This is a genomic window from Streptomyces sp. NPDC055189 (assembly GCF_053606765.1).
On record NZ_JBSGSG010000033.1, the window covers coordinates 43105 to 61924 of the forward strand.

Consider the following 18820-nt stretch of genomic DNA (forward strand, 5'->3'; position numbering starts at 1 on the left):
GGAAGATTCCACGCAGGACCCAGTCGGGCCAGACGGACCAGACGGAGAGGCCGGCCTTGGACAGCGCAACGGCAGCGAGGACGGCACCCCAAGAGGACTGGCCCGAGCCGGAGGCGAAGAGGCGACCAAGGCACCGCCCCTCAGCCTGGCTGGCAGCCCTGCTGCTGGCAGGCACAACCACCCTCCTAGCTTTCCGCACCGCCGACTCCGACGGCCCCACCCCCATCCCCCAACTCCTCGCCTTCCTCCCCCTCCTCCTCGCCCCCACCATCGCCGCCCTCCTCCTCTCCGCACTGTCCCGCTGGCGAGTAGGCCTCGTCTGGGGAGTCATCGCCCTCGGCGGAGTCGCCTGGTTCCTGGAGCCGTACGGCAAGGCGGACGACCCGAAGGGCCCCGCAGTGGCCGACGTACGCGTCATGGCGTCGAACGTGCAGTTCGGCCAGGCCACCCGCGGCCTGCTCAAGGCCGTCCGCGAGGAGAAGCCGGACCTGCTCTTCGTCCCGGAGTGCGACTACACCTGCTCGGACACCCTGCGCGACGAACTGCCCCGCTCCGACTACCCGTACCGCACCGCGAGCGAGGCCGGCGGCGCCGAGGGCTCGGTCATCGTCAGCAAGCTGCCCCTGAAGAAGACGAGCGGCCTCGCGGGCACCCTCGGCATGCCCGGTGCCGTGGCCGAACTGGACGACGGCCACCAGGTCCGCATACAGCTCGCCCACCCCATGCCGCCGCTGCCCAAGCAACTCGGCACCTGGCGCACCGAACTCGCCGAACTCCGCGACTACGCCGCCGAGGGCAAGCGCGCGAACCGCTCCACCATCATCGCGGGGGACTTCAACGCCACGCAGGACCACGCGGCGTTCCGCGACATCCTGGACACCGGCGGCGTACGCGATGCCGCCCGCCTCGCGGGTTCCGCCCGCACCGCAAGCTGGCCCGCGGACCTGATGTCGCCGCTCGGCACCCAGATCGACCACGTCCTGGCCACCCCGGACTTCTCGGCGAGCGACGCCCGCTTCCTGGACATCGGCGACACGGACCACCGGGCACTGGTGGTGGACCTGACACTGCACAGGCCGAAGCAGTAAGCCGCGGAGCCGTAGCCCAGCCGCAGGTCAGGCCGGGCAAAGCGGCAACGGAAGCGGCAATAATGACCCCATGCCCCGCCGCGACCCACCCGCCCCACCGGGCCCTCGCGCGCTGAGCGCCCTCGCCCCACCCCCCTGGCTGGTCAGGACGCTCAAGCCGCAGGCGGCGCCGATCCCGTGGGCCGCGGTGGCACGCGCGTCCATCGCCCTCACCCTGCCCCTCCTCATCGGCCTCGCGGCGGGACGGCCCGAGTACGGCGCGCTCGCCTCGATGGGCGCCCTGTCCGGAGTCATCGGCGACACGGCGGACGCGTACCGCATGCGGATCTTCAACATCGCGGTCCCGCAGCTCTTCGGCGCGATCGGCGTCACCATCGGCTCGCTCGTCTTCGGCCACGGCTGGGTCGCGGTCGGCGTCGTCACGCTGGTCGCCCTGGTCTCCGGGATGATGTCCACGATCGGCGCCGTGGCGTCCGTCGCCGGTCTGCTCCTGCTGCTCAACTCCGTGGTGGGCGCGGGGCTTCCGATGCCGGGGGAATGGTGGCTGGCCCCGGCCCTGATGACGAGCGGCGGCCTGCTCGTCCTCCTCCTCGCGCTCCTCGCCTGGCCGCTGCGGTCCGGCATCCCCGAGCGGGCAGCCGTCGCCGCGACCTACCGCAGCGTCGCCGCGCTGCTCGAAGCGGCGGGCACCGAGCGCTACGACGAGGCGCGCACCGCAGTCACCGCCTCCCTCAACCAGTCCTACGACCTGGTCCTGGCCCGCCGCACCCGCGCCCACGGCCGTAACCCGGACCTGGTCCGCCTGGTCGCCCAGTTGAACGCGATCACGCCCGTCATCGAGGCCGCGCCCGCCGCGCACCAGTGCGGGGTGCCGATGCCGCCGGAGTTCCCCGCGGAGGTGCGGCGCCTGGCGGACGCGGTGGCAAGGGCGACCCCGATCGCCGATCCGGTGCTCCCGCCACCCCCGGACCCCTCCGCGGACGCGGTCGCCCACGCCCTGCGCCACGTCGCCGAACTCCTCAACGACTCCGACCCGCACGGCATCGTGAACGTCGACGACCGCCTGGGCCGTCCGGCGGCCCTGCGCGTCAGAGCGCGCCGAGCCGCCCGCAACGTCATCCTCTCCGGCGCATCCTGGCGCTACGGCCTGCGCCTCGCCCTCTGCATCGGCATCGCGCAGTCACTGGTGTCCCTGATCGAGGTGCCCCGCTCGTACTGGGTGGCGCTCACCGTCACCTTCGTCCTCAAGCCCGACTTCGGCTCGGTGTTCTCGCGGGCGGTGCTGCGGGCGCTGGGCACGGCGGCGGGGCTCGTGGTGGCGGCGGCGGTACTTTCCCAGGTGCCGCGGGGCTGGTGGGACGTACCGGTGATGCTGGTCCTCGCGCCTCTGATCCCGGCGCTCACACCACGCGGCTACGGCTACCAGACGGCGGCGATCACCCCGGTGATCCTGCTCGTGTCGGACGTCCTGAACCACCAGGGCCTCGGCCTGGTGGCACCACGCCTCCTCGACAGCCTGATCGGCTGCGGGATTTCGCTGGTGGCGGGGTACTTGCTGTGGCCGGAGAGCTGGCACACGCGGATCGGCGACCGCCTCGCGGACGCGGTCGCCGATGTGGCGTCGTACGTGGAGAGCGCGTTCGGTACGGCGGTGGACGTGGCGGAGCGGGCGCGGATGCGGCGCGGCCTGTACCGGGACCTCTCCACCATCCGCACGGAGTTCCAACGAGCCCTGACCGAGCCACCGCCCATGGGGGCGAGGGCGGCGGCGTGGTGGCCGCTGGTCATCGCCGTCGAGCGGATCGTGGACGCGACCACGGCAGCGCGGGTCCGCATCCGCCACGGGGCGGCGGAGCCGACCCTCACGGAGGTGGGTGAGGTGGCCCGCCAACTCCGCGAGCTGGCCACGGGCCTGCGCGACTCGGAAACCCTGGAGAAGGTCTCGACGTCCTTCACCGTCACGGGCCCCCAGGACAGCGTCCTGGAACCTCTCCGCCAGGAGGTAGTGGCCGCGAGGGCGATCGCCTCGCCGAGGTAGCGGGGTACGGGCTGGAAGTATCCAGCCCGGCCGGATACTTCCAGCCCGTCCGGCGTTTGAGGACGAACTAGGCGAAGCCGGTGATGACGGTACGCACAAGGCACGGGCCCCTGCGCCGAGCGGCCCGCGGCGCAGCCGCAATTGGATGCAGCCGGGAAGGGGCGGGGCTGGGGCTAAAGCACTGCCGGGTCTACCGCGTGGGCCATCGCCCGATACCCCGCATCATTCGGATGCAGGTGATCCCCACTGTCGAACTCAGGCGCAATCCGCTCCCCGTCGGCAGGGTCCGCCAACGCCCGGTCAAAGTCCACGACCCCGTCGTACTCCCCGGAATTCCGCACCCACTCATTGAACTCATCGCTCACCTTCGCCGCCCGCTCCCCATAGTGATCAGACCCCCCGAGCGGCAGCAGAGTAGCCCCCACCACCCGAACCCCCTTCGCCTTCGCGGCCCGGATCAACTTCCGGTGCCCCGCTATGAGTTCAGCCGCGCTGACCACCGGCGCAGGCTTATACGTAGGCGTATCGCTCTCGCTGAACCCGATGTCGTTGAGCCCCTCAAGAACAACCACAGTCCCCACCCCCGGCAGATCCAACGCATCCCGACCGAACCGGGCCGTCCCCCTCTCCCCGTACCAGGCCGAGTCATTGAGGACGAGATTCCCGCCGATACCGGCGTTCAGAACCGGCCGGGGCGACCCCGCCCGCGCAAGGCGTTCGGCCAGCGCATCGGACCACCGGCGATTGCGATCGGTGGAGGAGGCGAAGCCGTCCGTGATGGAGTCGCCGAACAGCACGACACCACCACCCCCACCACCCTCGCCCCCACTCCCACTCCCACGGCGCGTCTTCTTGCCGGTGGCACCGGTGACATCCACCCCCGACAGGAAGTACCAGGACTCCGAAGTCTCATCGAACGCCCCCGCCCCCACGTCCCCGGTGTGCTCCCCCTCCGCCCGGTAACTCGTCGCGAACGACTGCGCGTGGAAGGTCGCGGGCCCTGTCGTACGGGCCAGATGCAACGTCACGGTGACCGACTCGAAGGCCTTGAGCCCCAAGCTCGCCGCATCACTGGAGAGTTGTCCGTGCGCCGGTATCGACACCCCCTGCCTCCCCCCGAAGGTGAGCCTCCGCACCGAGCCTTCCTCGACGGCGGCCCCTTTCTCCGTCCGCGCGATGGTCGCCCCCGCGATGTGCAACGGCGAGGTCCCGTACGCGTTGGAGAGCCGGATGCGGGCTCTGTCGCCGCCCGCGGTCACCCGCACGACCTGCCGCAGGGTCTGCCCGGAGAAGCCGTCCTCCGACCAGTTGGGCTTGAAGCCGGTACTGGCGCGCTGCGGCGACGCGGCCCAGGCGGCGGACCAGGCGGGCCCGGACCCGGAGCCGGAACCCGAGCCGGAACCCGAGCCCGAAGCATGCGCGCCGGTCACAGCGACACCAGCCGTCAGGGCGAGCGCGGCAGCAACAGCAACAGCAGCAGATGTACGAGTACGCGAAAGCATGAAAATCTCCAGGGAGTTGAGGCGATGAAGACGCGGAACGCCGTCCGTTCGACCGGACTCCTCAAAGATCCGCCCCCGCCAACCCCCGATCAACGACGATCCGTGAAACGATTGGCACGCTCAGACTTATAGATGCAGGTCAGAGGCGTACAACAGGCACGTGGCAGACGTACCGCAGCCGGACGGGGTGGCGCAGGGACATGGAACGGCAAGAGCTGGAAACCTTCCTGACGCTCGCCGAAGAGCTCCACTTCGGCCGCACCGCCGACCGCCTCCTCCTCTCCCAGGCCCGCGTCAGCCAGACCGTGAAGAGGCTGGAGCGCAAGATCGGCGCCCCGCTCTTCGAGCGCACGAGCCGCAAGGTGGAGATGTCCCCGCTGGGCCGTCAGCTCTACGACGATCTGGCGCCGCTGCACGTGCGCATGGAAGCCGCCGTCGCCCGTGCCAAGGACATGGCCCGCGGCGTCGACGGCGAGCTGACCGTCGCCTTCCTCGGGTCGGGCGCCGGCTCGCTGACCTCCGCGATCCTGGCGAAGTTCCGCGAGCGCTGCCCGCACTGCGACGTCCGGATGCGGGAGACGCAGTTCGGCGACCCGCTCGGCGCGCTGCGCGGCGGCGAGGCCGACGTGCTGTTCACCTGCCTGCCCGTGGAGGAGCCCGACCTCACCGTCGGGCCCGTCGTGATCAACGAACCCCGTATGCTCGCCGTACCCCTCGGCCACCGTTTCGCCGGTCGCGCCAGCGTCTCCCTCGAAGAGTGCGCGGGCGAGACCTTCTTCGGCGTCGTCAACGGCGCCCCCGCCTACTGGTGGGACTTCCACGTCCCGCCCCGCACCCCCAGCGGGCTCCCGATCCGCCGCGGCCAGTCGGTCGCCGGGTTCCAGGAGCTGATGACGCTGGTCGCCACCGGTCAGGGGGTGTCGCCGGTCATCGCGTCCGTGGAGAAGTACTACTCACGGCCGGACATCGTCTTCGTCCCCCTGCACGACGTCCCGACGGCCGACGTCGCGCTCATCTCGCGTACGGCCGCGGCAGGCACCCCGCGCCTGGAGGAGTTCGTACGAGCGGTCCGTGACGCCGTCGCGGCGAACGGCGGCCCGGCCCCGTTCTGACGGCACAAAAGCCGGACGGGAGGGCTGCGGGGACGCGGGGACGCGGGGACGCGGGGACGCGGAGGCGGGAGGCAACCCCCTCATGCCACCGGCTGCTCCCGCCCGCCCCTCTTGATCAGCATCTCCGGCCGCCCCGTCACAAGCAGCCACGCGGGCAGCGCCGCCACGCACAGCACCGGCAGCAGCTCCAGGTCCATCACCACGGCCGCCGCCGTGAACAGGCTCAGCCACCCCTGCCGCGTCGTGGCGAGCAGGACGCCGAGGATGGCGCAGGTGATCGCGAGGGCGGGCGGCACCGAGTCGACGAGGGCGTGCGCGAGCATGCCGAGCGCCGCGCCCACGAAGACCGCGGGGAAGATCCGTCCGCCCCGGAATCCGCAGGTGGCGGCCACGCAGAGCGCGAGCAGCTTGACCACGGCGAGAAGGAGCAGATTGCCCGCGTCGTGCTCGGCGGCGTGCGCGGTCAGCTCCTTCATCTCGTCCAGGCCCTTGAAGAGCGTCAGATGGCCGCCGAGCGCACCCAGGACGCCGAGTACGAGACCGCCCACGGTCAGCATCAGTACGGGGTGTCCGAGCTGGTGGAAGACGCGGTGGAGGTAGGGGAACGCGTACACCGCGCACAGCCCGGCCGCCGCCGCCCCTGTACTGACGACCATCGCGGAGAGCACGTCGCCCCAGCGCGGACCCGCGTACGCCTCGACGTCGATCTGGAACGTCGGGTGCGCGATGAGCACCGTGGTCAGCGCCCCAGCACCCGCCGCCACCAGCGGCGCGAACAGCCGGTCCCACAGCGGTCTCGGATCGGGCCCCGGAGCGGTGACGGTCTCGGAGAGGATGAGCGCCGCCGCGACCGGCGTACCGAAGAGGGCGCCGATGGTCCCGGCCGCCGCGAGGGCCACCCAGTCGCTCGCGGGCGTACGCGGCATGGCCTTCATGCCCAGCGCGTAGGCGAGGGCGATGTTGATCGCCGTGATCGGGTTCTCCGGGCCGAGACTGACGCCGCCCGCGAGGCCCACCACGACGGCCAGCGCGATGCCCGGCAGCACCCGCACCGGCAGCGGCGGATCGACAAGGCCCAGCGTCGCCGGATCGGGCCCGGCGTGCCCGGGCACCTTCCACACGATGAGCCCGACGACGAACCCCGCCGCCGTAAGGACCCCGATGATCCACCCCGCCGATGTCCCGGAGGCCCCCACCGCGTCCGGCAGCGTGTCCCACAGCAGATCCTGCAACCGCTCGGCGACCACGCTGAGCAGCAGCAGGATCAGGCTGGACCCCACCCCCACGAGCAGGGCGGGTACGACGAGCGGCAGCAGCGCGCGGGCCTGCGGCGTCAGGGGCTGCTTCTCCGTGGCTGCCACTGCCTCGCGGTCCGGTCAGTGGGCGGCGGGAGGAGGCGTGGGGCCCGTACCGCCGGGATTGGTGCCGCTGGGGCCTTCGGCGAACGGACCGGGCCCGCTGGAGGTGGGCCTGGGTCCCCAGCCACCGGCCCCCGCCCCGCCGCCCGGCGGTACGCCGTGGCCCGCGTGACGGTCCGGGTGGTCCGTGCAGAGCGCCCAGATGACGAAGAGGGCGATCGCGATCGAGATCAGCGCCCAGATCGGCTGGTACGGCAGCCACAGGAACTGCAGGACCACGGCAAGCGAAGCCAGCGCGATACCGCTCGCCCGGCCCCATGCCGCACCCTTGAGAATCCCGTAGCCGGTCACGGCCACGAGGATGCCGAGGATCAGATGCACCCAGCCCCACGCGGTGAGGTTGAACTTGTAGACGTAGTCCCCGATGCGCGTGTAGACGTCGTCCTTCGCGATGCCCGCGATGCCCTCGAAGATGCCGAGGATGCCGTTGACCAGCATCAGGACACCGGCGAACATCGTCCCGCCCGACGCCCATGCGCTTTCGTTGCCCGGGCTGCCCTTGCTGCTGCCGCTGTCGCCGCTCATGAGCACCTCTTCTCGTGTCGCCAGGAATTCACAGCGTGTGACAGCCGTACGGGGCTCGCGAGCGGGATTGGGCCGAACGGGTTACCCCTCGGTCCTCGGCATTTACGTGATTCACGTCACCGGATCGCAATCAACTGATTACGCTGGGCTACCAGATGAACTGCACGCCGCACGGCGTTGGTTGAGTTGAAGGGGTGGCCCCCGCATGGTCAACATCCGCGACCTCGACCCCAGCGCGTCGCCGCTGGACTACTACGGCGCAGAACTCCGCCGCCTGCGCGAGGCGGCGGGCCTCAGCCAGGGCCAGCTGGGCGGCTGCATCTTCTGTACGGCCTCGCTGGTGGGCCAGATCGAGACGGCGAGGAAGGTACCGACCAGGGATTTCTCCGAGCGCGTGGATGCGGCGCTGGGGACTGGCGGGGTGTTTTCGCGGTTGGTGGGGTTGGTGCTGAAGAGCCAGCTGCCTACGTGGTTTCAGGCGTTCGCCGAGATGGAGGCGAAGGCAACGTTCATCTCCGCCTATCAGTGCCAACTGGTCTACGGGCTCCTGCAGACGGAAGGCTATGCGCGGGCGGTTCTCGGTGTGGAGCACCAGGACCGGCTCGATGAGCTGCTGGCAGCGCGTATGGAACGGCAACGGATCTTGGGGCGGGGGCGTCCACCTGCCCTGTTCGTCGTCCTCGACGAGGCAGTGCTGCACCGTGAGATCGGGGGTCACGAGGTCATGCGAGAGCAACTCGACCATTTGTTGGCCTTCCGGGACAGCCCTTGGCTGCACCTCCAGGTGCTGCCGTTCTCCATTGGGCAACACGCAGCCGTAATGGGGTCGTTCACTCTTCTGCGCTTCGAGAGCGATCCCGACTTGTTCTACTCGGAGAGCTACGACTCAGGTCACATGACTGCCAACCCGCAAGTCATCTGGGAGCGTTCGCTCGGCTACGCTCGCCTGCAAGGCGCGGCCCTCTCGCGGGAGAAGTCAGCCACGCTGATCGCTCGCGTGATGGAGGAACGTTATGGGGACCAGCCAGGACCTGACGGGCGCGCGGTGGCGTAAGTCGTCCTACAGCGGAAGCAGCGGCGGCGAATGCATCGAATGCGCCCCCCTCAACGGCACGGCATGGCGTAAGTCGACGTACAGCGGCAACACCGGCGGCGAATGCATCGAATTCGCCCCCGGCGAAGGAGCCATAGCCCTCCGCGACAGCAAAAACCCCGAAGGCCCCGCCCTCACCACAACCCCCCGCGCCTTCGCGACCTTCGTGGCAGCCGCAGCGAACAACACCCTGAAGTAGCCGCTAGGACACCGCCCCCACAGCCTTGGTGATCTCGGCGGCCATCCGCCGGATACCCGGCGAACGAGCCGGGCAGGGCCGGGACTTGGCCGTGGTGGGCGCCAGGCAGAAGTGCAGATAGTCGTCGCCGCGATGCAGCGCCGTGCGACCCCGGCCCGGCTCCGTGCAGTACGCCGGGTGCTCACGTTCGTACGACGTGCACGGCAGTTTCTCCACCCAGGTGTGCCGGCCCGACGCCGGTGCGACCGCGCGGCCCGCGTCGGCGACGATCCCGCCCGCGGCCCGGGCCTGCGCCTCGTAGATGCCGTTGACGCGCCGTACGCGATCCGGCGTGATCGGGTCGGGGCCTTGCAGCACCCACACGATGCGCGGCGGGCTCGACCCGCCCGCGCCGCGGATCTGCGAGGCAAGCTCCTTCGCGTCGGCGGTGTACCGGTCGAAGTACTTGGCGGGCGCCTTGTCGTACGTGATGCCGTCCATGCACGGCGTATAGCCCCACGCGTTGCCCCAGAACTGGAGCACCACGTAGTCGGGCCGCTGCTCGCGCACCAGCGCGGCGGCCTTGTCCTTGTCGGGGACGAGGGAGTCCTTGCCGGTGCCGTCGAGGTAGTCGCAGAGGGTGGTGCCGGAGTAGGGCGCGCTGGTGTAGCGGGCACCGAGCTCGGCGCGGAGCTGGTCGCCGAGGACGGTCTGGTTCTCCATTGCAAGAGAGTCCCCGAGATAGAGCACTTTTGGGGCTTTTGTGCGGGACTTTTCTGCGACACGCTGCCGGGTCGTCGACGACGGCGACCCGGTGGGGGCGTCGCGCGGAGCCGGGGTGCGGTCCGCGGCCGGCGCTTTCGGGGCGGCCGCAGGCTCGCCCCCGTCCGACCCGGGGTCTCCGCACGCCCCGAGGAGCAGCACAGCGGCCAGCACCCCGCCCACCCACGCCCTGCGCATACCCCAACTCCCGTCCAGCCGACCGAAAGAGCCCCCAAAGGGCCCTAAGGCAAGCACAGACGCACCCGCGTGAGAAGACACGGGGAACGCTTCCGGACCGCCAGCGACCCGCAGTCGACCCGCATTACCCCGGACGTAATCGACCCCCGCGCGGCCACTCGGCAGTCTTGGGGCATCGCCCCGGCACGACGAAACAACCACCTCACAGGAGGCTGACCCGCCATGACCGCACACGACACCGCCGCGTACGAGACCGCCGTCGCCCGCTACTTCGAGGCCTGGAACGTGGAGGGCGCCGACAACATCGACAAGGCCGTGGCCGCCGCCTGGACCGAGGACGGCAGCTACACGGACCCGCTGGCCGACGTCTCCGGGCACGCGTCCCTCGCCGCCGTGATCAAGGGAGCCCACGAACAGTTCCCGGGGTTCGAGTTCCGTCAACTCGGCACTGTCGACGGGCACCACGACATCGCGCGCTTCGGGTGGGAGCTCGTGTCGCCCGCGGACGGGTCCGCGCCCGTCGCCGGATTCGACGTGATCACGCTGGCCGACGACGGCCGGATCCGTACCGTCCACGGGTTCCTGGACCGCGTGCCGACGGCCTGAGCGGACGCGCCGCTCCCGGATTCATGATTGAAGTTCGCCCCACGAACTAATATTGTTCGTGGGGCGAACTACTTTCTTGATTGCTGGGATGGGAGTGGACGTCATGACTCGTACCGTCACTCGTACTGTCGCTGTCATCGGCGGAGGCTACGGAGGTTCCGCCGTGGCCAAGGCCCTGGATGCGGAGACCGATGTAGTGCTCGTCGAGCCCAAGGACGCGTTCGTGCACGCGGCCGGATCGCTGCGGGCCCTGGTCCAGCCGGACTGGGCGGGCAACATGTTCTTCCCGTACGACAAGCTGCTGCGGCGCGGCAGGGTCGTGCGCGAGCGGGCGGCCTCGGTGGACGGCGAGGGCGTCATCCTCGCCTCGGGGGCGCGGATCGACGCCGATTACGTGGTCCTGGCGTCGGGATCCGGCTACCCCTTCCCCGCCAAGCCGGACACCGACGTGACCAGCGAGGCGCTGGAGAAGCTGCGGGCCACGCACGGCGAACTCGACCGCGCCGAACGGGTGTTGCTGCTCGGCGCGGGACCGGTCGGCCTGGAGCTCGCGGGTGAGATAGCGGCGGTCTGGCCGGACAAGCACGTGACGATCGTCGATCCGGCCGAGCAGCTGATGCCGGGTTTCCTGCCCGAGGTACGTACGGAACTGCACCGGCAGTTGGCCGAGTTGGGCGTGACCGTACGACTGGGAACGGGACTGGTGGAGGAGCCGCCGACGCAGCCGGGCGAGACGAAGAACTTCACCGTCGCCACGAGGGAGCCTGGGGGAGAGATCACAGCCGACATCTGGTTCCGCTGCTACGGAGTGAGCCTCAACGGCGACTATCTCGGCGGGACGCTGGCAGCCGCCCGCACCCCGCAGGGCCAGGTGAGGGTGACGGAGTCGCTCAACGTCGAGGGCCACAGCAACATCTACGCGCTCGGTGACCTCACGGACCTCGCCGAGGCCAAGATGGCGGCGAACGCGATGAAGCACGCCGACGTGATCGCGGAGAACATCCGCGCCCGGGTGCGCGGCGAGCGCCCGGCCGCCGTGTACCGGCCGGCGCCCCACCCCTCGATCCTGGTCCCGCTGGGCCCGAAGGGCGGCATCGGCCAGATGGGAGCGCCCGACGGGGCGACGGTGCTGCCCGCGGAGGCGGTCAGCGAGTACAAGGGGACGGACCTCCTGACGGGCCGCTTCGCGGAGCTGTTCGGCACGACATGACCCGCTCGTATGGCTATGGCCGGGCTAGTCGGCGAAGACCACGGGCACCTTGTTGTCCCGCACGACCCGGCTGAGCAGCTCCGCGAGCTTCGCGCGATCTGTGTCGCCGAAGCCCGCGGGCAGCCGGTCGATCCGGCGGCAGGTCTCCGCGTAGAACTCGTCGGCGAGGTTGCTGCCCTTGGCGGTGAGCACGACCTGCACGGCCCGCCCGTCCCGCGGGTCCGGCTCGCGCCGGACCAGGCCGTGCTGGGCGCTGCGGTCGACCAGGCCGGTGAGGCTCGATTTGGCGAGTCCGAGGACCGCGCCGAGCTCGCTCATGCCGTACGCCTGGCCCATCAGTACGCAGAGCAACTGCCCCTGCTGGGCGGTCAGTCCGAACTCCCTGGCCGACTCGGCGTACACGGCGTTCACCAGGAACGAGGAACGCACCAGCGCGGCGGCGACCCCCATCCGCTCTTCCTCGGCAGCCTCGGTATTACCCATCGGCCCAGAATAAGGCAGCAAAGGAAGAGCGGACATTCGCACTACGAACTACTGCTGGGGTTCGTGTTCCCGTTTGCTCAGCGAGCCACGTACTGCGTAAGGATCGCCTGCACCTCGTAGATGTCGACGCCCTTGGTGAAGGTCTTCTGGATCGGCTCGTGGGTTCCGGAGATCCAGATCTTGAGCTCGGCGTCCAGGTCGAAGTGCCCGGCGGTCTCCACCGAGAAATGCGTGATGCTGCGGTACGGGACCGAGTGGTACTCGACCTTCTTGCCGGTTATCCCCTGCTTGTCGACGAGGACGAGACGGCGGTCGGTGAAGAGCATGGTGTCGCGGATCAGCAGGAACGCCGCCTGCACCTGCTCGCCGTGGCCCAGCAGGCGCGCGTAGTCCTGCTGCGCGGTCGCCGGATTGATCGTGTGCGCGTTTCCGAACAGCGCCATGAGAAACCCCCCATTAACGGAATGTGTGGATCTCCGGACGAGACTAGTTGGACCAGTACAGGTACTTCCAGGCGCCGTAGGTCGTCGAGTTCACGTTGTCGCCGGACGAGCCGTTGACGTACGCGGAACGCATCCGCGCCTTGATGCCGGACTGGCCCGGCCCCTTCAGGGTGATGGCCGACTTGCCGCTCGTGCCGAGCCGGAAGTACTCGGAGTCGGCGGAGTGCCACGTGCCGCCCGAGTAGACCTGGAGGTCGAAGCGCTGCTTGCGGCCCTCGTAGTAGCTCATGGTCGTGGTCAGGACCGGGTCGGCGTTCTTGTGGAACCAGTAGTACGACGTCGAGCCGATCTTCGCCTTCTTGTAGTGCTTGGAGACGGAGGTGGAGATCTTGACCTTGGCGTACGCCGTGGACTTCGCCGTCTTGGCCGCGGTGCGGGCATCGCCCTTGTAGACCGCGGTGACGACCGTGTCGCGCTTCATGTCGACGGTGGCGGAGATGTTGCCGCTGGAGTTGACCTTGCCGGTCTTCACCAGCTTGTTCGGCTTGTCGCCGCCGTAGGGGTTGGCCCAGATCTCGACCGTGCGGTTCTTGTACGTCGAGCCGAGGTGCGCGGTGAAGGAGACGTCGGCGCCGTAGCCGTAGACGTTGCCGTTCTTGTTCACCGTCAGCGTCGCCTTGGTGCGGGAGACGTCGACCTTGTCCGAGGCGCTGACCTTCGCGTGCGTGGCGTCGCCCGCGTACGCGACCTTGTACGTCACCTTGCCGCCGGCGGGCGGGGTGTCGGTGAAGCTGTAGTTGCCGTCCGCCTCGACGGTGACGGCGGGCAGGGCCTTGCCGTCGGGGCTCTCCACGTCGGTGCGGGTGACCTGGAGCTTGGTGCCGCCCGGCAGCGGCACGGACGCGGTGATCTTCCCCGTCACGGTGAGCTTCTTGGCGCGGGTGGCGGTGGAGGGGGCGTTCACCGTCAGGGCCGGGACGTTGAGGGTCGGGTCGGTGAGGACCTTGAGGGTGTAGCCGCTGCCGGACTCGGCGATCGCGAAGATCCGCGAGGAGTCCGGGGCCCAGGCCAGATCGGCCGCGCCGATCATGTTGGCCATGCCGGTGTCGTACGTACGGATCGGCGCGGCGGTGTCGGGTCGGTAGACCGACACCTTGGCGCCCTTGGCCTGCGCGACGAGCCCGTTGGGTGCGATGTCGGCGCGGTGCCCGGCGGGATAGACGCCCGCGGCCTTGAACTTCCCGTCGGCGTAGGCGTCGCGCTGGGTGCCGTTGACCAGGACCTGTGAGGCGCCGGGGACGAGGTCGATGTCGCTGATGCCGTCGTTCAGCGAGTAGTCGCCGTTGTGCCAGGCGGTCAGCTGCGGAGTGCTGCCGGAGACGTCGACGACGGCCATCGAGTCCGTGGACAGGCCGGTCTCGCCGACGGCGAGCAGGCCGGGCGAGGACGGGTCGGTGTCGAGCAGACCCGCATCGTGGATGCCGGGATGCGGCTGCGGGAACAACCCGAGGGCCACCGAGCCGTCCACGGGATCGACCGAGCCGAGGTCGCCGTCCCACTGATCGCCGTACGTGAACCAGACTTTGCCGCCGGCGAAGGCGACATGGGTCGGGCCGTGGGTGGTGTCGACGGCGTAGCGGTTCTTGACGTCGAGAGTGGCCGCGTCGAGAGCGACGATCTCGTGTGTGTCCTCCGCGGCCGCGTACAGGGTGGAGCCGTCGGCGGACAGCGCGAGATCGGTGACCCCCTTGACCCCGCTGACCGAGTCGACGAGGGCGCCGGAGTAATCGGCGGCGAGAACCTTGCCGGCCGTACGGTCACCGACGAAGACCCGCTTGAGCTCGCCGTCCGCGACCAGGCCCCCCGGTGAAGCGACGACGGCGGTGGCGGCCGAAGCGGACCCGGCGGTGACGACCGTCAGGGCCGCCGAACTGAAGAGAACCGCGAGAGCTGTCGCGGTCGAAAGGGTGCGCGTACGCACAGTGTTGTACCCCCACAAAGAATCCCGGTGGATGGCCGGGAGATGAGAGCGCCGCGCGACACCCGGACATGACCGCTGAAGTGCGGTAACGCGCGGGGCGCGGCTGCTGGGGGGCAGCGTATGGCATGGCGGGGACAAATGGGGAGGGGGTTTCCCCGCGGGCGGCCTGCTGTCGGCTGCGCTGGCGGCTCCGTTACCGATCCCGTTGTCGGTTCCGCTGTCGTCTCTGGCGCTAGCATCACTATCGGGGAGTGCTCCCCGCTTGGGTCAATGCGTGGGTCAATGTGGGTGGAGAGTGGCGATGACCGGTGAAGCGAACCGCCCGACGCCCCCGCGGCGGCGTGACGCGCGGCGGAACTGGGAGCTTCTGGTGGAGGCGGCCCGCGCGGAGTTCGCCGAGCAGGGGCTCGAAGCGCCGCTGGACGTGATCGCCCGCCGGGCGGGCGTGGGGAACGCGACGCTCTACCGGAACTTCCCCACCCGCGCCGCCCTCATCAACGCCGTCTTCCACGACCTGCTCACCGGCACGATGACCGCGGGCGAGCAGGCCAGGACCGAGCCGGACGCATGGGTCGCGCTGAACGACTATCTGCGGGCCGTCTTCGTCACGCTGGCCGCCGACCGCGGCACCAACGACCTCATGACCACCAACCTGGAGGGCATCGACGCGCTCCAGGCCGTCCACGCACACAACCGCGAGACGATGGACATCCTGCTGAGCCGGGGCCGCGAACAGGGCGCGGTCCGCGCCGACGCCACCACCGAGGACGTCCTGTTCGCACTCGCGGCCCTCGGCCGCGCGGTCCCGGCCCTCACCACGGCGACCGCCGCGACGACTCCTGACGCGTGGCGCCGTCCCCTGGCCCTGTTCCTCGACGGCCTGCGGGCCGCACCGGGGACGCCGGAGCTGCCGGGCCCGGCTCTGACGGCGGCGGGACTGGGTGAGGTACTGACGGAGTTGGGCCCACACCGCGCGTCCCGCAACGTCAGCGGGTGACCTCGAAGGTGGCCGCGCGGGGCACGAACTTCGTGTCGCCGTCCTTGGCCACAGCCCGCGCCGAGACGTACCAGGTGCCCTGCGCCAGGTCGGCCGCCTCCGCCTTGGTGACCTTCAGGGTGTAGGTGCAACGCGATGTCCCGCCCGTGGCCGTGGTGCTTCGGCAGGTGGCGCTCTCCGCTTCCCGGAGCTCCGCCTCTGTCGGGTCGAGCTTCGAACTCGCGGGCCAGGCGAGGACCTTGAGATCCCGGATGCCCGAGTCGTCGCTCACATCCGCCGTGAAGGCGAGCGAGCCCGCGCCGCCGTCCGACGCGGGGGCGGTGTAGCGGGCCGAGCCGTTCTCCAGGGTCGGGGCGGCCGCAGGGGTCGAGTCCGAGGCCATGGCTATCCCACCGGCGGCGATTCCGCCGACGACGACTGCGCCGATGAGGGACGAGACGACGATGCGCGTGGTCTTGGACTGGGGCTGAGGCTGGGGCTGGGAGCCGGACTCGGACTGGGGCTTGGACATGGGTGTGCCTCCTGGAGTGGTGTGGGGTGGAGTGGGGTGCGGTGGGGTGGGTTTCTCGATGTGATCAACGCTATGGCGGGCCGCCCGCCGCAGCCTCGGGCTGCCGGACGATTGCCGTCTCGAACCAGAGATAGAGAGGCGGGGGTATGACCTCGGCCTCCAGCCGGAGCCGGGCCGCTCACCTGCGGACCTAGCCTTGATCCGTCATGTATCGACTCATCCGTGGAAAAGGCGACCGGCTGCTCCCGGCCCTGCTGCTCTGCGCCCAGGCCGTGGTGTGGCCCGGTGCGGCGCTGGTGCGCGGGGACCTGTCGTCCGGGGTCCTGCCGTCCGGGCCCGCGCTGCTGGTGGCCGCCCTGGTCGCGGGAGTGGCGACCGCCGCGCTCGCCCTCCGCCGTACCCGCCCGGTGGCCGCCCTCGTCGTGGTCGCCGCCGCCTGCGCGCTGGGTGCCGGGCCGCTGCCTCCGGGGGCGACGGCGGTGCTCGGTACCGCGGGCGTCGCGCTCGCCCTGTTCACCGTGGCGACGCGGCGCGACACCTTCACGGCCGTGCTGTGCGTGGTGGCGCTCGCCGTCTGGCAGCTCTTCCAGGACATCACCCTGCACGGCATCAGCGACCCCGGCGGACTCGACCTCGTACTGACAGCGCTGCTCTACGCGGCCGCATGCGGGGCCGGTCTTCTCGTACGGCGGAGGAACCGCGCACGTCAGGCCGCCGAGGAACGGCTGAAGCGGGCCGAGGCCGAGCGCCACCGGCTCCCGGCGGTCGAGCGGCGACGGATGGAGCGTGAGCTGCACGACGTGAGCGCCCATCACCTGACGGCCGTGGTGGTCACGGTGGGGGCGGCGGTCGGGTTGCGTGAGCGGCGGCCCGAACTGGCGGTGGAGGCGGCGGAGTTCGCGGTCAGTGCCGGCCGTGAGGTCAGCCGGGCGCTGGGGGCGGTGCGAGCCCCCGCGCCCTCGCGGGAGGAGCTTCCGTCGCCGGAGGACCGGCTGCGGGGCCTGGTCGCGGGCTTCCGCAGACTCGACCAGGAGGTGGACCTGGACCAGCCGGTGGCCCCGGAGACCGGCCCGCTGCCGGACGGCGCCGTCGCGGACGCGGCGTACGGAATCGTCCGCGAGGCGCTGACCAACGTGGCACGGCACGCTCCTGGTGCGCGCACGAAGGTGCTGTGCCGGTACGGCGAGACCCGTACGGACGTGGTCGTCACCAGCGCGCCCGCGCGGTCCGGATCGGCGGCGCGGGCCCACGGCGCCGGTCTGGGCGGTGGACGCGGCCAAGGGTTCCTGCGGTCCCGGGCCCGTGAGGCGGGCGGCACGCTGCACAGCGGACCGACGGCGGAGGGCGGCTGGGAGGTGCGTGCGGTCCTGCCCGGCCGGACCGCGGCGCCGGTGGAACGGTCAGCGACGCGGAACTACCGCCTGGCGCAGCTGACGGCGGCGACCGGCCTCGTCCTGCAACCGTTGCTCCCGGCCCTGGTGATCAGGGCCGACGAGGCGTCGAACGCGCCCGCGTCGCACGTGTCCGCGGGCGTGCTCTTCGCGCTCCTCGCGGCGGCGCAGGCGGTCGCACTGCTGTGGCTGCGCCGCGCGCCGCGTACGGCCCTCGGGGTCCTGCTCGCGCTGGCTCCGCTGTGGCCGGTGGCGATGGCGGCGGGCGACTACACCGGGTCCGCGGTACTGCCGCCTGCCCTGAGCATGCTCGCCACCTGCGCGGCGCTGGCCGCGGGCATGAGCACGGGCATGAGCACGGGCACGGGTCGTGGCGTTCGTGGCGTTCGTGACGCTCATGGCCTTCGTGACGGTCGTGGCCTTCGTGACGTCGACGTACGCGTGGTCGCGCTCGCGGCCGTGTTGGTGCACGCGGGGTCCGCGACGGCCGCCGTCCTGGACCGGGGCACGACGGCCCCCGCGTGGGCGGTCGCCGCGTGGGCGACGGCCGGGGCGGCCCTGGCGGTGGGCGCGGCCCGCTGGTGCGGAATCCGGGCCCGCCGACGTGACATGGCCGCCAAGGACGTACAGGAGGAACGCCTCGCGGCCTGGACCGAGGAGGCCGTTCGGGACGCGTGGGCCGAGCGGCGCCGGATCGCCGCGGGCCTGGAGACCACGGTCCTCGCGCGCACCGCGGACATGGTCACGGAGGCGGAGGCGGGCAGGCTGGAGGAGACGGCCGAACGGGCCCGCGACGCGCTGGCGGCGATGCGGGCGCTCCTCGACACGGTCCGGGAGGGCGAGCTCCGCGAGGGCGAGCTCCGCGAGGGCGAGCGGGAGGGCGGGCCACCGGCCGTCGACAGGCGCCCGCAGCCCACCGTCCAGGCCCTGGACCTCCTCGCCCACCAGGTCCGGGCGACGGGCCGCGACGTGGAGATCCGCGTGACGGCCCGAGTGCCGGACCACCTCCCCACGGCCGTGGACCTGGCGGCCTACAACGCCGCCGAAGCACTCCTGGCCGCCGGCGGCGATGACCCCGCCGTGCTCGAACTGGACTCGGACGGGGATACGTTGACGCTGACGGCCACCGGAGTGCGGAGTTCCGCGGTCTCTGCCGTACGGGAGCGGCTGGCCGTTCTGGCCGTCCGGGTCGAGGCGCTGGAGGGCACCCTGACCAGGATCTCGGCGGGCACGGTCCGCCTGAGCCTGCCGCTCGCGGCGCCCGACGAGGAAAGGCGACGATGA

General features: G+C 70.9%; 16 protein-coding genes and 1 pseudogene. 9 read left to right on the plus strand and 8 right to left on the minus strand.

The genetic code is table 11. The features are described 5' to 3' along the window. Window positions 1-56: 56 nt before the first annotated feature. On the plus strand, window positions 57-1088 hold the full coding sequence (locus ACWFR3_RS23360) for an endonuclease/exonuclease/phosphatase family protein (RefSeq protein WP_453736547.1): 1032 nt from the start codon (window positions 57-59) through the stop codon (window positions 1086-1088). Between the two features lie 70 nt (window positions 1089-1158). After that, complete coding sequence (locus tag ACWFR3_RS23365; protein WP_453736548.1) at window positions 1159-3126, plus strand: FUSC family protein; 1968 nt, start codon at window positions 1159-1161, stop codon at window positions 3124-3126. A 173-nt stretch (window positions 3127-3299) separates the two neighbouring features. On the opposite strand, the gene ACWFR3_RS23370 is transcribed toward ACWFR3_RS23365, so the two are convergent. Beyond that, window positions 3300-4628: an SGNH/GDSL hydrolase family protein gene (locus ACWFR3_RS23370; protein WP_453736549.1), complete on the minus strand. Its 1329-nt coding sequence runs from the start codon at window positions 4626-4628 to the stop codon at window positions 3300-3302. Between the two features lie 200 nt (window positions 4629-4828). Here ACWFR3_RS23370 and ACWFR3_RS23375 point away from each other — a divergent pair, with 200 nt between their 5' ends. Further along, window positions 4829-5740 carry a LysR family transcriptional regulator gene (locus ACWFR3_RS23375; RefSeq protein ID WP_453736550.1) on the plus strand — a complete coding sequence of 304 codons (912 nt, stop codon included), beginning with the start codon at window positions 4829-4831 and terminating at the stop codon, window positions 5738-5740. Between the two features lie 80 nt (window positions 5741-5820). On the opposite strand, the gene ACWFR3_RS23380 is transcribed toward ACWFR3_RS23375, so the two are convergent. Both ACWFR3_RS23380 and ACWFR3_RS23385 read right to left on the minus strand, forming a co-directional pair. Beyond that, window positions 5821-7101, minus strand: a complete 1281-nt coding sequence (locus tag ACWFR3_RS23380; RefSeq protein WP_453736551.1) for an ion channel protein — start codon at window positions 7099-7101, stop codon at window positions 5821-5823. Window positions 7102-7281: 180 nt separating this feature from the next. After that, window positions 7282-7683 (minus strand): annotated as a pseudogene (locus tag ACWFR3_RS23385) (DUF7144 family membrane protein); the annotation flags it as partial. A 205-nt stretch (window positions 7684-7888) separates the two neighbouring features. Between ACWFR3_RS23385 and ACWFR3_RS23390 the strand changes: the two are divergent. Beyond that, window positions 7889-8737, plus strand: a complete 849-nt coding sequence (locus ACWFR3_RS23390) for a helix-turn-helix domain-containing protein (protein WP_453736552.1) — start codon at window positions 7889-7891, stop codon at window positions 8735-8737. Further along, entirely contained in the window at window positions 8697-8975 is a 279-nt protein-coding gene (locus tag ACWFR3_RS23395) for a DUF397 domain-containing protein (RefSeq protein WP_453736553.1), read from the plus strand. Before ACWFR3_RS23390 ends, ACWFR3_RS23395 begins: the two co-directional genes overlap by 41 nt. Window positions 8976-8978: 3 nt before the next feature. Here the strand turns inward: ACWFR3_RS23395 and ACWFR3_RS23400 are convergent, their stop codons facing one another. Then, complete coding sequence (locus ACWFR3_RS23400) at window positions 8979-9914, minus strand: SGNH/GDSL hydrolase family protein (protein ID WP_453736554.1); 936 nt, start codon at window positions 9912-9914, stop codon at window positions 8979-8981. Window positions 9915-10136: 222 nt separating this feature from the next. Between ACWFR3_RS23400 and ACWFR3_RS23405 the strand changes: the two genes are divergently transcribed. Together ACWFR3_RS23405 and ACWFR3_RS23410 are read left to right on the plus strand one after the other, a co-directional pair. Beyond that, complete coding sequence (locus ACWFR3_RS23405) at window positions 10137-10520, plus strand: nuclear transport factor 2 family protein (RefSeq protein WP_453736555.1); 384 nt, start codon at window positions 10137-10139, stop codon at window positions 10518-10520. Window positions 10521-10623: 103 nt separating this feature from the next. Beyond that, window positions 10624-11730: an NAD(P)/FAD-dependent oxidoreductase gene (locus ACWFR3_RS23410; protein ID WP_453736556.1), complete on the plus strand. Its 1107-nt coding sequence runs from the start codon at window positions 10624-10626 to the stop codon at window positions 11728-11730. Between the two features lie 24 nt (window positions 11731-11754). On the opposite strand, the gene ACWFR3_RS23415 is transcribed toward ACWFR3_RS23410, so the two are convergent. The 3 genes from ACWFR3_RS23415 to ACWFR3_RS23425 form a co-directional block, all read right to left on the minus strand. Further along, complete coding sequence (locus ACWFR3_RS23415; RefSeq protein WP_453736582.1) at window positions 11755-12180, minus strand: MarR family winged helix-turn-helix transcriptional regulator; 426 nt, start codon at window positions 12178-12180, stop codon at window positions 11755-11757. A gap of 110 nt (window positions 12181-12290) precedes the next feature. Continuing rightward, complete coding sequence (locus ACWFR3_RS23420) at window positions 12291-12656, minus strand: PH domain-containing protein (RefSeq protein ID WP_361190664.1); 366 nt, start codon at window positions 12654-12656, stop codon at window positions 12291-12293. Between the two features lie 43 nt (window positions 12657-12699). Continuing rightward, a complete protein-coding gene (locus ACWFR3_RS23425) occupies window positions 12700-14637 on the minus strand; it encodes a YncE family protein (protein WP_453736557.1) in 1938 nt (645 codons plus the stop codon). 301 nt (window positions 14638-14938) lie between these two features. Between ACWFR3_RS23425 and ACWFR3_RS23430 the strand changes: the two genes are divergently transcribed. Next, complete coding sequence (locus ACWFR3_RS23430; protein WP_453736558.1) at window positions 14939-15634, plus strand: TetR/AcrR family transcriptional regulator; 696 nt, start codon at window positions 14939-14941, stop codon at window positions 15632-15634. Here ACWFR3_RS23430 and ACWFR3_RS23435 read toward each other — a convergent pair. Continuing rightward, window positions 15624-16145, minus strand: a complete 522-nt coding sequence (locus ACWFR3_RS23435) for a DUF5707 domain-containing protein (RefSeq protein WP_453736559.1) — start codon at window positions 16143-16145, stop codon at window positions 15624-15626. The genes ACWFR3_RS23430 and ACWFR3_RS23435 overlap by 11 nt on opposite strands. Window positions 16146-16351: 206 nt before the next feature. Here ACWFR3_RS23435 and ACWFR3_RS23440 point away from each other — a divergent pair, with 206 nt between their 5' ends. Continuing rightward, complete coding sequence (locus tag ACWFR3_RS23440; protein ID WP_453736560.1) at window positions 16352-18820, plus strand: sensor histidine kinase; 2469 nt, start codon at window positions 16352-16354, stop codon at window positions 18818-18820.